This is a genomic window from Bacillus sp. LJBV19 (assembly GCF_017797845.1).
In the GTDB taxonomy this organism is placed as follows: Bacteria; Bacillota; Bacilli; order Bacillales; family Bacillaceae; genus Bacillus; species Bacillus velezensis.
This window is the reverse complement of sequence record NZ_CP072563.1, coordinates 3,345,866-3,360,260: the sequence shown is the minus strand read 5'-3', so window position 1 is coordinate 3,360,260 and position 14,395 is coordinate 3,345,866. Positions and strand designations below refer to the sequence as shown.

Genomic DNA, 14,395 nt, shown 5'->3' with positions numbered 1-14,395 from the left:
CGTATAAAACGGAGGATATTTGTGGGAAAACACACTTCTGAACAGAAAAAGCACGCGCAAATTGTCCAGCTGCTTCAGGATGGACAATATTTTTTTCATAAAGGCTTAAAAGCATATAAAGAGCGGAATTTAAAACGGGCCAGCAAACTGATTCAGCGGGCCGTCCACCTCGAGCCGAATGATTCCGAAATGCTGTCCCGGCTGGCCGTCATTTATTCTGAAATGGGCCACTACCAGCAGTCAAATGAGCTGTTCGACTTTATTTTGGTGAACCTGAAAGAAGAAATGCCCGAGTGTCATTACTTTAAAGCGAATAATTTCGCGCATTTGGGGCTCTTTCAGGAAGCATACAAAGAAGCGGCGGCTTATTCAGATGCCGATCCGGACGGGGAATTCAGCGAAGAGATTGAAAATCTGATGGAGCTTTTGGATTTCGGCGAAGCGGGTGAAAACGAATCGCTCTATGACCAGGATGAGCTGCTGATCAGGCAGGACCGGGCAAAAACGCTTCTTGAGAGCGGCCAGCTTCATGAAGCGGTTGTCATGCTTGAAGAGATTACGGCCGATTATCCCGAGCTTTGGTCTGCATACAACAACCTGGCGCTCGCTTACTTTTACTCAGGCAATGTCACAAAAGCGAAACAAACGGTATTCGAAGTGCTTGAGAAAAATGAAGGCAATCTCCATGCCCTGTGCAACCTCCTTGTATTCTGCTATTACGAGAGGGAAGATGAAAAAGTCGGAGAATTGAGCGAAAGGCTCGCTAATGTGTATCCGATTTTATTCGAACAGCGCTATAAGCTGGGGGCGACGCTTGCGCTTGTCGGCAGACATGATCTCGGTTATAAATGGCTCCGGTCTCTTTACAAAAGCGGGTTCGAAGGCGACGACACGTTTTATTACTGGCTTGCCGCCTCAGCCTACGGGACAGGCCGCACAGAATTTGCGGAAACCATTTGGAAAAAGGCCGAAGCCGAATTTCCCGAATCAGACCGGCCCGCGCCTTGGGCGGAGCGGCAGGAACCGCTGCCTGCTTCACTTGAACAGCGGCTTGCCGCCTATTATATCAGCAGCGCTGAAGGAGAGCGGAACCAGCTTGAAAAAGTTCTGACGGCAAAACGCGCCGTTTCACCGTTTGAACAAGATTTCGTCAGACTGCTGCTTTCCGGTGAAAAAGGCGCTTCAGGCGTTTCCGGTGATGCGCTGTTCACGTATCGGACGGTCAAGCTTCTGGAGAGAGCGGAAGCCGACAGTTTAAAAACTGACGTCATGAGCTGCTGGGTTTTTCACGTCATTCAGCACATCCGCGCCGCCGCTGCCGTACAGAATGAGCGGGCATGGGCCGCAGCCATCGCATATGTATGGAAAGAAGCAAACGGCGAAAAAACGACGAAAAAAGAAACGGCCGCCGTTTACGGTATAACGCCGGCAACACTTTCGAAATACATCAGACAAATAGATGATATATTAGAATAAAACCGATTCTTTCTATATAAAGAGTCGGTTCTTTTTTTATCAGAAAGGGGCAAAACAGAACTTTACCGCCGAAAAAAGAGGTATTCATACGTATTTTTTTGCTTTTTGAATCGAAATCAGGCTGTAATCACCGTTTATTTTGCAAAATATGAGATTTGCAATCACATTGAAATATAACTGTAATAAAAATTGTCGAAACATGATGGTATAATGAGTCTCGTACATAAGAGATTAGTTTATTTTACATGTGCTGTATAATCTATACCAATTTAAAAGATTTAAAGATTCATACATAAAAATCATCAGCCTCACGGGTATGTGAGGGAGCGTAACTTTGATGTTCATAATAGAATTCCAAATGAGAACAGGTTTAAAGTAAAAGGGAGGAAAGAAAAAGTGAAAAAGAGTTTATTAACACTTGGTTTGGCTTCCGTCATCGGGACAAGCAGTTTTTTGATCCCGTTTACAAAAACTGCATCGGCGGAAACATTAGACAGCAAAAAAGCGAAAATTGAAAGCAAGCAATCTGAGGTGGCTTCAAGCCTTGAAGCAAAAGAAAGAGAATTGTCTAAGCTTCAGGACAAGCAGGCTAAGATTGAAAAAGAACTGAAAGACATTAACGCTAAAGCGTTGGATACAAGCAATAAAATCGAAGATAAAAAAGCTGAAAACGAAAAAACGAAAAAGCAGATCGCTGATTTGAAAAAAGAAATCAAAGAAACAGAAGCGCGTATTGAAAAACGCAATGAAATCCTGAAAAAACGCGTTCGTTCTTTACAGGAAAACGGCGGTTCTCAAGGATACATAGATGTTCTTTTAGGGGCGACAAGCTTCGGAGACTTCATTTCCCGTGCGACTGCGGTATCTTCTATCGTTGATGCGGATAAAGAGCTGATCAAACAGCAGGAGCAGGATAAAGCGAAACTCGAAGACGCAGAAGCTGAACTTAACGTGAAGCTGAAAAAAGTTCAAGATGATCTTGCGAAACTCGAGTCTATGCAAAAAGACCTGAATAAACAGCTTGATCAGAAAGACAAGCTTTTCGACGAAGCGAAAAACGGTCAGAAAAAAGCGGCTTCCGCTATCTCTGATCTGAAAAAAGAAGCATCAAAGCTTGCAAACGAAAAAGCTGACACTGAAAAAGAACAGAAGCGCATTAAAGCTGAGCAGGCTGCAGCGGCTGCCCTGATCAAAAAACAGGAAGAAGCGCAAAAAGCTTCTGAAGACCAAAACCAAAAAGATGACAGCCAGCCGGCACCGGCGGTTAAAACTGTGAAAAAAGCGGCTGTTTCAACATCATCTGATTCATCTGACAGCTCAAGCAAACCGAAGAGCACTTCAGGCGGATCATCTCATAACAGCGGCGGTTCAGATGATTCTGACGGCGGATCTGTTATTTCAAATTCAGGCGGTATTGAAGGCGCGATCAGCGTAGGTTCAAGCCTTGTGGGTCAATCCCCGTACAAATTCGGCGGCGGACGCACTCAATCTGATATTAACAACCGTATTTTTGACTGCTCTTCATTCGTACGCTGGGCTTATGCTAACGCAGGCGTTAACCTCGGACCTGCAAGCGGCACAAACACAGATACATTAATTGGAAGAGGTAAAGCAGTAAGCGCGTCTGACATGAAACGCGGAGACTTAGTATTCTTCAATACGTATAAAACAAACGGCCACGTCGGCATCTACTTAGGTAACGGAACGTTCCTGAACGATAATACATCACACGGTGTATCCATTGATTCTATGAGCAACCCTTACTGGAAGAAAGCATTCAACGGCAATGTAAGACGTGTTGTGCAATAATGAATAAGACAAGGGCCTTCTATCCCGGAAGGCTCTTTCTTTATTTGTATACCCGCTCAGGAGCCGACTAATCATGGTTTCTCAGAAAAATGAGCAAAAAAATAGCGAATTGCCCTCAGATTTAATAGGATATGGGTAAGGAATACGATTGATGGGGATTCTTATCCATATAGGGTGCGCCCCATTTCGAAAAGGAGTGAATCATGGTGTCAGAAGAAAAAATTTATGATGTGATCATTATCGGCGCGGGTCCGGCGGGGATGACCGCTGCTGTTTACACATCACGAGCGAACTTATCCACATTAATGATCGAAAGAGGAATTCCGGGCGGCCAGATGGCCAACACGGAGGATGTTGAAAACTATCCGGGTTTTGAAAGCATTCTCGGCCCTGAACTTTCTAATAAAATGTTTGAACATGCGAAAAAATTCGGTGCGGAATATGCGTACGGCGATATTAAAGAAATCGTTGACGGCAAAGAATATAAAACGGTCAAAGCCGGTTCAAAAGAATATAAAGCGCGCGCCATCGTCATTTCTGCCGGAGCGGAATACAAAAAGATCGGCGTTCCCGGCGAAAAAGAACTGGGCGGCCGCGGCGTATCGTACTGCGCGGTTTGTGACGGCGCGTTCTTTAAGAATAAAGAGCTTGTCGTTGTCGGCGGCGGAGACTCCGCCGTTGAAGAAGGCGTCTATCTGACACGCTTCGCTTCAAAAGTCACCATCGTTCACAGACGTGACAAATTGCGGGCGCAAAGCATTCTTCAGGCGCGTGCTTTTGACAATGAGAAAATTGACTTCAAATGGAACAAAACCGTAAAAGAAATCCATGAGGAAAACGGAAAAGTCGGCAGACTTACTCTTGTGGATACCGTGACGGGAGAAGAGGAAGAATTCAAAGCTGACGGCGTCTTTATTTATATCGGTATGCTTCCGCTTTCTAAACCGTTCGAAAACTTGGGCATCACAAATGAAGAAGGCTACATTGAAACAAACGCTCAAATGGAGACAAAAGTTCCGGGCATTTTCGCCGCGGGAGACATCCGTGAAAAAACGCTCCGCCAGATCGTAACGGCGACAGGCGACGGAAGTATTGCGGCTCAAAGCGTTCAGCATTATGTGGAAGAGCTTGAGGAAACGCTCAAAACCGTTAAATAATCACTGTAATGTTCAGTTTTTGAATCGTTACTGTGTTTTAATTACGCTGTAACACGGGTGAAATACTGATGTTTTAAGATGAATGTAGTAATTGACCCCCTTTTTAATGAATACACTTTGGCACGGATTCCAGTATCCGTGCCCTTTTTTTGCGATTTTCTGTTTTCTGTCAAATAAAAGAAAAGGATGTCGGTGTCTCTGCATTGTGAGAGACATGCCGAAACGGTATAATGAAGAGACGATGATTTGTTGAGAAGGTTAGGTGACGTACTTGTGCAAAGAGTGACAAATTGTGTGCTGCAGACAGATGATCAGGTTCTCCTTCTCCAAAAGCCGAGACGGGGCTGGTGGGTCGCGCCCGGCGGGAAGATGGAAAGCGGCGAATCCGTCAGAGATTCCGTCATCAGAGAGTACAGAGAAGAGACGGGCATTTATATACTAAATCCGCAGTTAAAAGGCGTGTTTACCTTTATTATTAAGGAACAGGAACAAATCGTGTCAGAGTGGATGATGTTTACTTTCGTCGCCGATTCCTACACGGGGCGGAATGTCGCTGAATCAGAGGAAGGCGTTCTGAAGTGGCATGACGTAAAAGATATCCACAGCCTTCCGATGGCCCCCGGAGACGGGCATATCCTTGATTTTATGATCAAGGGCCAAGGGCTTTTGCACGGCACCTTTACGTATACGCCGGACTTCGAGCTGCTCAGCTATCGTTTAGATCCGCAGCTTATCAAATAAAAGAAAGACCGCAGGGGGGAGAAAGATGAGTATGAATGAAAACCATGATATTCAGCTCGTCATCATTACGGGAATGTCCGGAGCGGGGAAAACCGTCGCCATTCAAAGCTTTGAGGATCTCGGCTATTTTTGCGTCGACAATCTGCCGCCTTCCTTGCTGCCGAAATTTTTGGAGCTGATGAAAGAATCAAGTTCAAAAATGAGCAAGGTCGCGCTTGTCATGGATCTGCGGGGACGTGAATTTTTTGACAGGCTGATTGAGGCGCTGGATGAAATGGCGGAAAATCCGTGGATTACACCGCGCATTCTCTTTTTAGACGCTAAGGATTCCATTCTTGTGACGAGATACAAAGAAACGAGGCGTTCTCACCCGCTGGCCGCTACCGGGCTTCCTCTTGAAGGAATCGCGCTGGAACGCCAGCTGCTTGAAGAATTGAAAGGGCGCTCTCAGCTGATCTATGACACATCGGATATGAAACCGCGTGATCTGCGTGAAAAAATCGTGGCGCATTTCGCCACGAATCAAGGTGAAACATTTACAGTGAACGTAATGTCATTCGGGTTCAAATACGGGCTTCCGATAGATGCCGACCTCGTGTTTGATGTAAGGTTTCTGCCGAATCCGTTCTACATTGAAAGCATGAGGCCGCTTACGGGGAAAGATGAGGAAGTGTCGTCCTATGTGATGAAGTGGAACGAAACACAAAAGTTTATTGAAAAGCTTGTTGATCTGCTCGGCTTTATGCTTCCGTCTTATAAGCGGGAAGGTAAAAGCCAGCTTGTCATCGCGATCGGCTGTACGGGCGGCCAGCACCGCTCCGTCACGCTCGCTGAGTATTTGGCTGACTATTTTAAAAAAGATTTCTATACTCATGTCACTCACCGGGACATTGAAAAGAGAAGCCGGAAATGAATAAGAAGCCGAAAATCGCAATCTTCGGCGGCGGAACGGGTCTGTCCGTGCTGCTTCGGGGGTTAAAGCATAAGCCCGTTGATATTACGGCGATTGTGACAGTTGCTGATGACGGCGGAAGTTCAGGCCGTCTGCGGGATGAACTTCAAATTCCGCCGCCGGGTGACATCCGTAACGTACTGGCCGCTTTGTCAGATGTTGAGCCGCTCGTTGAAAATCTGTTTCAGCACCGTTTCAACAAAGGAAGCGACTTAACCGGACATTCGCTCGGCAATTTGATTTTGGCAGCGATGACAAATATAACCGGTGATTTCTTTCACGCTGTCACCGAAATGAGCAAGGTGCTGAATGTCCGCGGCAGAGTGCTGCCGGCTGCCAACACCAGTGTCGTTCTTCACGCTGAAATGGAGGACGGGCAGGTCGTCTCCGGAGAATCGACAATCCCTTCTTACGGCCAGCGGATTAAACGGGTGTTTCTTACGCCTGAAAAAATTGATCCGCTCCCGGAAACGATTGACGTCATCCGTCAGGCCGATTTAATCATTATCGGTCCGGGAAGCCTGTACACAAGCATTCTTCCGAATCTGCTCGTGCCGAAAATCGGAGAAGAAGTCGTCAAGGCTGCGGCCAAAAAAGTATATATATGCAACGTCATGACACAGCCCGGCGAGACGCTGCAATACAGCGCGGCCGACCATGTCAAGGCGCTGAACGATCATATGGAGCAGCCGTTTATCGACACGATCTTAATCAACAATGAGGAGATCCCTGACGAAATCAAAAGCAAATATGCGAAAGAGCTGGCCCGGCCCGTCGACTTCAATGTTGAAAAGCTGAAATCCATGGGGCTTGAGGTCATCAGGGATCAGATTATCACGTATAAAAATGGCGTAATCCGTCACGATACACATAAAGTGGCTTCTCTCCTTGTCGATTTATTAAGGGACTAGAGGCCTTTTGAAATGAGGTGGCTAATATGTCATTTGCATCGGAAACAAAAAAAGAACTGACGAATCTGGAAGTGAAAGACTGCTGCGCCAAGGCGGAGCTGTCCGCGCTGATTCGGATGAACGGTTCCCTGTCATTTTCAAACCGCCATCTCGTGCTTGACGTTCAAACCGAAAATGCGGCGATTGCCCGCCGCATTTATACATTGCTGAAGAAACAATATGATGTATCGGTCGAACTGTTAGTCAGAAAAAAAATGCGGCTGAAAAAAAACAATGTTTATATTGTGCGCTTTTCTGAAAATGCAAAGCTGATTTTAGAGGAATTGAAAATCCTCGGAGAGAACTTTGTATTTGAACGGAATATTTCTGAGGAACTGGTGGCGAAACGCTGCTGCAAACGTTCTTATATGAGAGGGGCGTTTTTGGCGGGGGGATCTGTGAATAATCCCGAAACCTCGTCGTACCACTTGGAAATCTTCTCGCTTTATAAGGAACATAACGATTCATTATGCGCGCTGCTGAATGAATTTCATCTGAACAGCAAAACGCTTGAACGGAAAAAAGGCTATATTACGTATTTAAAAGAGGCGGAAAAAATCACTGAATTTCTGAATGTCATCGGCGCTCACAATTCACTGCTGCGTTTTGAAGATGTGCGGATTGTCAGAGATATGAGAAACTCAGTGAACCGCCTCGTCAATTGTGAAACAGCAAACTTAAACAAAACCATCGGTGCTTCGCTCAGACAGGTGGAAAATATTAAATACATTGATGAACGGATCGGTCTTGAAGCGCTGCCGGAAAAGCTTCGCGAAATTGCGCAGCTGCGGATTGATTATCAGGAGGTCACGCTGAAAGAACTGGGGGAAATGGTTGCAAGCGGGAAAATCAGCAAATCCGGCATCAATCACAGGCTGAGAAAGCTCGATGAAATCGCAGAACAGCTGCGTACAGGACAAAGCATCACTTTGAAATAACCGTACAGAAAAGGGGAGATCTTATGGTTCAGGAGAAAGTGGAAGTGCGTTTAAAGACGGGATTGCAGGCGCGTCCCGCTGCATTGTTTGTACAGGAGGCAAATCGCTTTGCATCAGATGTGTTTCTTGAGAAAAACGGCAAGAAAGTGAATGCCAAAAGCATTATGGGATTAATGAGCCTGGCGGTCAGCACGGGGACGGAAGTCACTCTGATCGCTGAAGGCGATGATGAAAAGGAAGCGCTGGAAAAGTTGTCCGCTTATGTGCAGGAAGAAGTGTAAACACTTTGTAAGGGGGACGGAACGATGAATGAGTTTCTGAAAGATTGTTATCAAACGATAGGCTGGGAAAAGGATTCCCTCGATTTCAGCAACCTGCCGGAGTTTTTAAAGGCGCTCGCGTATCGGTTTCCGTTTGAAAATCGCGCGGTTTTGTCCAAAAAAGAATATGACGTCACGAAAGAAGGACTGTGGCGGCACATGGTGAAGGAACCTCATGGCGGCCTTTGTTATGACTTGAACGGACTGCTTTATTTCATCCTGAAAGATGCCGGATTTGATGTCAAATTGATCCGCGGAACGGTCTGGAAAAACGGCTGGGCGCTGCCCGGCACACATGCGGCCGTACTTCTTTCCGCCGGGGGGAAAGAGTACATCGCTGATGCAGGCTTCGGCCTCAATCTCGCCATGCAGCCTGTGCCGATGTCGGGAGACGAGATGGTATCAGCGGCCGGAGCGTTCCGCGTGAGGATAGAAGAGACGGAATTCGGGACATACGTGCTTGAAATGAACAAAGGGGACGGCTGGCAGACAGGTTACGCATTTTCGCTTGAAGAAATCGATGAAAAGGACCTCAAGTCTATGAAACAAACAATCTTTGAACATGAACGCTCTCCTTTCAACAAACGCCTGCTTGCTTCTAAGCGGACACCGGAAGGGCACATGGTTCTTTCTGAACGCAATATAACAATAAAAAAACACGATGGCACGGCGGAAAACAGCAGAATAGACCGGTCAGAGTTTGAAGAAAAATTTACTGCTCATTTTATATGAAGCTCGCAGGTTCTCTGCAAAAAAAACGGCCTCCGCAGGGAAGCCGTTTTTTGTATGTGTTTATCTCATTTTTGTAAAGGTTTTATAATGATCTGTCGTCTTATAAATCAGCCAGTCGCTTGAGTAAAGAATCCGGTCTGAATTTCTGAAGCCTGATGTATAGTTAATATCCGCTTCACGCCACGTCCGTCCGCTTTTGGCAGGGAGTTTGCCTTCCCTGTTTGAGAAGATGTCTCCGCCGATGCTTTTCCCCGGAGCGACGTCTGCAAGATTCCCCTTTGATGCAACCCAGCCGAGGGCCTGTGCTTCTGACTTTGTAATGTAATTATCAGGAAGCTTATGATAGGTCTGAAGATAATCCGCAACCCCGTCAAACGTGTTGATAACCTGTGCTTCAGTGTGCGCCTTGTGAGAAGATGTATCCGTCTTGGCAGCCGTGGAAAACAGCATCCCCGCCGCGGAGAACAGCACCAGCAAACAAACGGAAATCCACGATAATCGTTTTTTCAAAGCAATACCTCCCATTTTTATCATGTGAAGCTGATTCCTTTTCATTGTATCAGCATCGAGAGAAAGGAATAGAAAGAATTTAAAAATAGTACTTTTGATCTAGCAAAAAAATAAACCCCGGCTGAACGGCCGGGATTTTTCATCTCATTGAAATTCCTTCGTGAGGTTTTTCGGCGTTTTTCCGTATACGGCGTCAATCATGTTTTGTGCGGCTTGCTTGAACATATTCAAGCGGATTTTTGCCGTTGCTGACCCGATATGCGGAAGCAATGTGACGTTTTCCAGCTGCAGGAGCGGATTGTCTTCGGCGATCGGCTCTTTTTCAAACACATCTAAACCGGCGCCTTTTATCCAGCCCTCCTGCAATGCGCGGATGAGCGCTTTCTCATCAACCGTCTTTCCCCGGGAAATATTGACGAAACATGCCGTATCTTTCATCAATTTAAATTCCCGCTCTCCCATCATATGATACGTTTCGTCAGTAAGCGGCGTAATTAACAGCACAAAGTCTGATGTTTTCAGCAGTGTATCTAAGTCGGCATATGTAACCCCGAGTTCCTTCTCAGCATCCGGTTTTCTGCTGCGGTTATAATACAGCACGTCCATGTCGAAGCCGAATTTTGCCCGTTTGGCAGCTTGTTCACCGATTCTGCCCATGCCGATAATTCCTAAGGTCTGATGGTGGACATCCATACCGAAAAGAGATTCTTCCTCAACGGTTCCCCATTTGCCGGCGCGGACGAATCGATCCAATTCGGCAACCCGTCTGGCGGAAGACAGAATTAATGAAAAAGCCAGATCAGCGACAGTGTCATCTAAGGTGTACGGTGTATGCGTGCCGACAACCCCGCGTCTTTTCATTTCTTCAATATGAAAATTATCATAGCCGACAGAATTATTGCTGACGACCTTCAGCTTCGGCGCGTGATCCAGTAAATCACTGTCAATCGCCGTTCCGGATGTCAGCAGCCCTTCAGCATCTTTCATTTTTTCGTACAGTTCCTCTTTTGGAATGGTATCTTCTTTCCAGATGTCATAGCGGCAATGCTCGCCTATCATTTGTTCGACTTCCGGCGGTATCGGTTTCGCGATGAATACATAGGGTTTCAACGGGCTTCTCCTCCTTTGTCTTTCTTCTCTATTTTATTATATAAGAGAAGCGGTAACGTGAGAAATATTCAAACGCATTACGATAAATTTCTGGTTCTTTTGAACTTAAAATGAAAGAAAAAGAAACGTACATGCTTGATTTCTCCAAACAATAACAGAATCCGCCTATATTTCTGAAGGCAAAATGAGCGGAACCGCTGTTTTCAAAAGCTTTATAGGTTGGTGTAAAGATAAATTTTATTATTTTTGAAAGATATAAATGAACATAATCTGAATTTACAGTCAAATTATCGTGTCTTTTTTTGAAAGCGCTTTTGAGGCCTTTTTCTGTGCTATAATTCCTTACTGTAAGCTGGGTAAGAAGGCTTGCAATACAATCGGATGGGAGATGAATAGAAAAATGGTTTCTTTATCAAGCATTTTGGAGCACAACCAGCAGTTTGTCCAAGAAAGGAAATATGAACCTTACCAAACGACAAAATTCCCGAAAAAAAAGCTTGTCATCGTATCCTGTATGGATACAAGGCTGACGGAGCTTCTGCCGCAGGCGATGGGACTCAGAAACGGCGATGCCAAAATCATAAAAAACGCGGGAGCCATTGTTTCTCACCCATTTGGAAGTGTCATGCGGAGCATTTTGGTTGCCGTTTATGAACTGCAGGCAGAGGAAGTCTGCATCATAGGTCACCGCGAGTGCGGAATGTCGGGATTAAATGCGGCTTCCATATTAAATAAAGCGAAAGAGCGCGGCGTGGAGGACAAATGTCTCAGCCTTCTGCAGCATGCGGGAGTCGATTTGGAAACATGGCTGACCGGTTTTCACAGCGTCGAAGAAAGCGTGGCCCACAGCGTGAATATGGTCAGGCATCATCCGCTCTTGCCTGAAGAGGTGCCGGTGCACGGGCTGGTGATCGATCCGGGGACGGGGACGCTGGATGTAGTCGTTGACGGTTATGAAACAGTCAAAGGAGGATGCAGCTGACGATGCAATTTACCGGCAGATATCAGGGATACAATTTGCAGAAATTTCAGAAAGACCTAATCGCGGGAATTGTGGTCGGAATTGTAGCGATTCCACTGGGAATGGCCTTTGCTATCGCCTCGGGGGTCGGTCCGGAATACGGGCTTTACACCGTTATTGTGGCCGGAATTCTGATTTCGCTGTTGGGCGGCTCTAAATATCAGATCGGCGGGCCTACGGGGGCGTTTGTTCCCATTTTATTTGCCATTGTGATGCAGTATGGTTTTGAGAATTTACTTGTAGCCGGTTTTATGGCAGGCGTCATGCTCGTCCTGTTTGGCGTATTTAAGCTCGGAAAGATTATGAAATTCGTGCCGAAGCCGGTGATCGTCGGATTTACGGCCGGAATCGCGGTGCTGATTTTCTCGGAGCAGATTGCCCATTTTCTCGGTCTGCGCGATATTCAAAAGCATGAAAGCTTTATCCTCAACATTGCGGAAATCGGCAAGAAGATCGGAACCTTTAATTTGTACAGCATCCTCATCGCGGGAATTGCTTTGGCCATTTTGGTGTTATCAGCCAGGCTGATGCCGAAGATTCCGGGCGCGCTTGTGGCGCTGCTTGTCTCTACAGCCGCGGCGGTCGTGTTTTTTCCTGACAAAATGGCGACAATCGGTTCTGCTTACGGGGAGATTCCGCGGCAGCTCCCGGCTTTTCAGCTTCCGGATTTCTCAATCGATAACATGGTGATGATGTTCCCGTCTGCTTTGATCATTGCGCTTCTCGGCGGACTTGAGTCCATATTATCGGCGATGGTCGCGGACAATATGAAAGGATCACGGCATGACAGCAATAGGGAGCTTGTCGGGCAGGGCATCGCCAATATGGCAGCGCCGCTTTTCGGCGGCATACCGGCAACGGGAGCGATTGCGCGGACCGCAACAAATATTAAAAACGGCGCAGTTTCTCCGATTTCCGGTGTTGTCCACGGAGTCACCGTCCTCCTCGTCCTGCTCGTCTTCGCCCCGCTTGCCGTTCACGTACCGCTTGCAAGCATGGCGCCGGTATTGATGGTTGTGGCTTGGAACATGAGTGAGCGGAGGGAAGTCGCCAATATGATGCGGCTGAAAAACACTGATTCATTCGTACTGGCGGCAACCTTTTTACTGACGGTTCTGTTTGATTTAATCATCGGCGTTTCTGCCGGTCTCGTGCTCGCTTTTGTTTTCTTTATCAGAAAAATGAGCGAATCAACAAGCATCAAAACACCGCATGCCGCTGTCAAATCGGTTAAAAATGATTCGTCCGTCAGCACATATTCCATTGAAGGGCCGCTGTTTTTCGGTTCAATTGATTCACTGGAATCATCGCTGCTGGAGAGGCTTCAGGAAAAGCCGAAGACGCTTATTCTGCTGATGAATAATGTACATTACATGGATACCTCCGCAGAAGCGGTGCTGGGGAATGTGATGAACCGGATCAAACGGCATAACGGGAGATTGATGATCGTCGGATTGCAATCACAGCCGAGAGAGCTGATCCGGAAGACGGGGCTGTTTCATAAAATCGGAAAGCAGCATTTCTTTGAGCATCAGGACGAGATAACGGGATAAATTCAGATACGGCCTGTCCATGAAAAAGCGGACAGGCCGTGTTTTTATTCGGTTTCAAAGCGCTTGATCAGTTTTTCCTGATGGGCTTTCATCGCATCTTCTAACGTGATTCCGTACTTATCGGCAAGGATGGCCAGATTTCCGAGGACGTCACCCATTTCTTCAATCAGCTCCTGCCTGCGTTCAGCCTGGGTCGCGTCCTTTTCATCCGGCCGGTCTCTGCCGATTTCATATGCTCTTACCGCCCGGGCGAGCTCACCCGCCTCTTCCATTAAAAAGCCGATTCTGATAAATGGCCCGTACGCCGTCCATCCTCGTTTTTCGTAAAAATCTTTCGTCCATCGTTCTGCTTCAGCCATCTGCATGTGAAACACTCCTTATGTCCTGTATGATTCTTATTGATATTATCATATAGAGATGGGACAATATATAGTGTATTTTGATTTATTGATGTACATATATAGATGTGGAGATGAAAAAATGAAAACCATTTGTGTATTTGCGGGGTCAAACCCGGGGGTAAATGAAGAGTACAAACGCAAAGCAGCCGAACTGGGTGAATATATGGCGGAGCAGGGAATCGGCCTTGTTTACGGCGGCTCACGGGTCGGTCTGATGGGAACCGTCGCGGATGCGTTAATGGCAGGCGGCGGAAAAGCTGTCGGCGTCATGCCGAGCGGGCTGTTCAGCGGAGAGGTTGTTCATCAGAATCTGACGGAGCTGATTGAAGTCAGCGGCATGCATGAGCGGAAAGCGAAAATGAGTGAACTTGCCGATGGGTACATTGCCATGCCCGGCGGTTTCGGAACATATGAAGAGTTATTTGAAGTGCTGTGCTGGGCGCAAATCGGCATTCATCAAAAACCGATCGGGCTGTACAATGTGAACGGGTATTTTGAGCCGATGATGAAGATGGTTAAGTACAGCATTCAGGAAGGATTTTCGAATGAGTCTCATTTGAAGCTGATACACAGTTCCTCCCGGCCGGATGAGCTGATTGAGCAGATGAACAATTACTCGTACCCGATCCTTCAGAAAAAATGGACGGAAATATAAAAAAAGAGCCATCTGGCATGTGTGTGAGTCCCGGGCGGACTTCATGAAAATCGAGTGTATTTGACAATGT

General features: G+C 46.7%; 15 protein-coding genes. 12 read left to right on the top strand and 3 right to left on the bottom strand.

The genetic code is table 11. From position 1 onward, the window contains the following. The first annotated feature begins 21 nt into the window (after positions 1–21). The 9 genes from J6600_RS16375 (at position 22) to J6600_RS16335 (ending at position 9,075) form a co-directional block, all read left to right on the top strand. Positions 22–1,476 carry a tetratricopeptide repeat protein gene (locus J6600_RS16375; protein WP_209387621.1) on the top strand — a complete coding sequence of 485 codons (1,455 nt, stop codon included), beginning with the start codon at positions 22–24 and terminating at the stop codon, positions 1,474–1,476. A 396-nt stretch (positions 1,477–1,872) separates the two neighbouring features. Continuing rightward, entirely contained in the window at positions 1,873–3,285 is a 1,413-nt protein-coding gene (gene cwlO, locus J6600_RS16370; protein ID WP_007407424.1) for a peptidoglycan DL-endopeptidase CwlO, read from the top strand. Between the two features lie 206 nt (positions 3,286–3,491). Next, positions 3,492–4,442 (top strand): thioredoxin-disulfide reductase, encoded by a 951-nt coding sequence (gene trxB / locus J6600_RS16365; RefSeq protein ID WP_007407423.1) that lies wholly within the window; start codon positions 3,492–3,494, stop codon positions 4,440–4,442. Between the two features lie 273 nt (positions 4,443–4,715). Then, positions 4,716–5,183, top strand: a complete 468-nt coding sequence (locus J6600_RS16360; protein WP_003151491.1) for an 8-oxo-dGTP diphosphatase — start codon at positions 4,716–4,718, stop codon at positions 5,181–5,183. Between the two features lie 25 nt (positions 5,184–5,208). Next, entirely contained in the window at positions 5,209–6,096 is an 888-nt protein-coding gene (gene rapZ, locus J6600_RS16355; RefSeq protein ID WP_012118535.1) for an RNase adapter RapZ, read from the top strand. Next, entirely contained in the window at positions 6,093–7,046 is a 954-nt protein-coding gene (locus J6600_RS16350; RefSeq protein ID WP_007407422.1) for a gluconeogenesis factor YvcK family protein, read from the top strand. Before rapZ ends, J6600_RS16350 begins: the two co-directional genes overlap by 4 nt. A gap of 26 nt (positions 7,047–7,072) precedes the next feature. Then, a complete protein-coding gene (gene whiA / locus J6600_RS16345) occupies positions 7,073–8,023 on the top strand; it encodes a DNA-binding protein WhiA (RefSeq protein ID WP_007407421.1) in 951 nt (316 codons plus the stop codon). 23 nt (positions 8,024–8,046) lie between these two features. Continuing rightward, a complete protein-coding gene (locus tag J6600_RS16340) occupies positions 8,047–8,304 on the top strand; it encodes an HPr family phosphocarrier protein (protein WP_012118534.1) in 258 nt (85 codons plus the stop codon). A gap of 24 nt (positions 8,305–8,328) precedes the next feature. Next, on the top strand, positions 8,329–9,075 hold the full coding sequence (locus tag J6600_RS16335) for an arylamine N-acetyltransferase family protein (RefSeq protein WP_061861565.1): 747 nt from the start codon (positions 8,329–8,331) through the stop codon (positions 9,073–9,075). Between the two features lie 60 nt (positions 9,076–9,135). Here J6600_RS16335 and J6600_RS16330 read toward each other — a convergent pair whose 3' ends face one another. After that, positions 9,136–9,525 (bottom strand): ribonuclease, encoded by a 390-nt coding sequence (locus J6600_RS16330; RefSeq protein ID WP_223204413.1) that lies wholly within the window; start codon positions 9,523–9,525, stop codon positions 9,136–9,138. A gap of 204 nt (positions 9,526–9,729) precedes the next feature. Then, on the bottom strand, positions 9,730–10,695 hold the full coding sequence (locus J6600_RS16325; RefSeq protein ID WP_014418962.1) for a 2-hydroxyacid dehydrogenase: 966 nt from the start codon (positions 10,693–10,695) through the stop codon (positions 9,730–9,732). A 400-nt stretch (positions 10,696–11,095) separates the two neighbouring features. Here J6600_RS16325 and J6600_RS16320 point away from each other — a divergent pair, with 400 nt between their 5' ends. Then, positions 11,096–11,677 (top strand): beta-class carbonic anhydrase, encoded by a 582-nt coding sequence (locus J6600_RS16320; protein ID WP_003151503.1) that lies wholly within the window; start codon positions 11,096–11,098, stop codon positions 11,675–11,677. Between the two features lie 2 nt (positions 11,678–11,679). Beyond that, positions 11,680–13,269, top strand: coding sequence for a SulP family inorganic anion transporter (locus tag J6600_RS16315; protein ID WP_025649327.1), 1,590 nt, complete (start codon positions 11,680–11,682; stop codon positions 13,267–13,269). Positions 13,270–13,313: 44 nt separating this feature from the next. Here J6600_RS16315 and J6600_RS16310 read toward each other — a convergent pair whose 3' ends face one another. Further along, on the bottom strand, positions 13,314–13,634 hold the full coding sequence (locus J6600_RS16310) for a MazG nucleotide pyrophosphohydrolase domain-containing protein (RefSeq protein ID WP_014418960.1): 321 nt from the start codon (positions 13,632–13,634) through the stop codon (positions 13,314–13,316). A 115-nt stretch (positions 13,635–13,749) separates the two neighbouring features. Between J6600_RS16310 and J6600_RS16305 the strand changes: the two genes are divergently transcribed. Continuing rightward, complete coding sequence (locus J6600_RS16305; RefSeq protein WP_014418959.1) at positions 13,750–14,325, top strand: LOG family protein; 576 nt, start codon at positions 13,750–13,752, stop codon at positions 14,323–14,325. Positions 14,326–14,395: the final 70 nt, after the last annotated feature.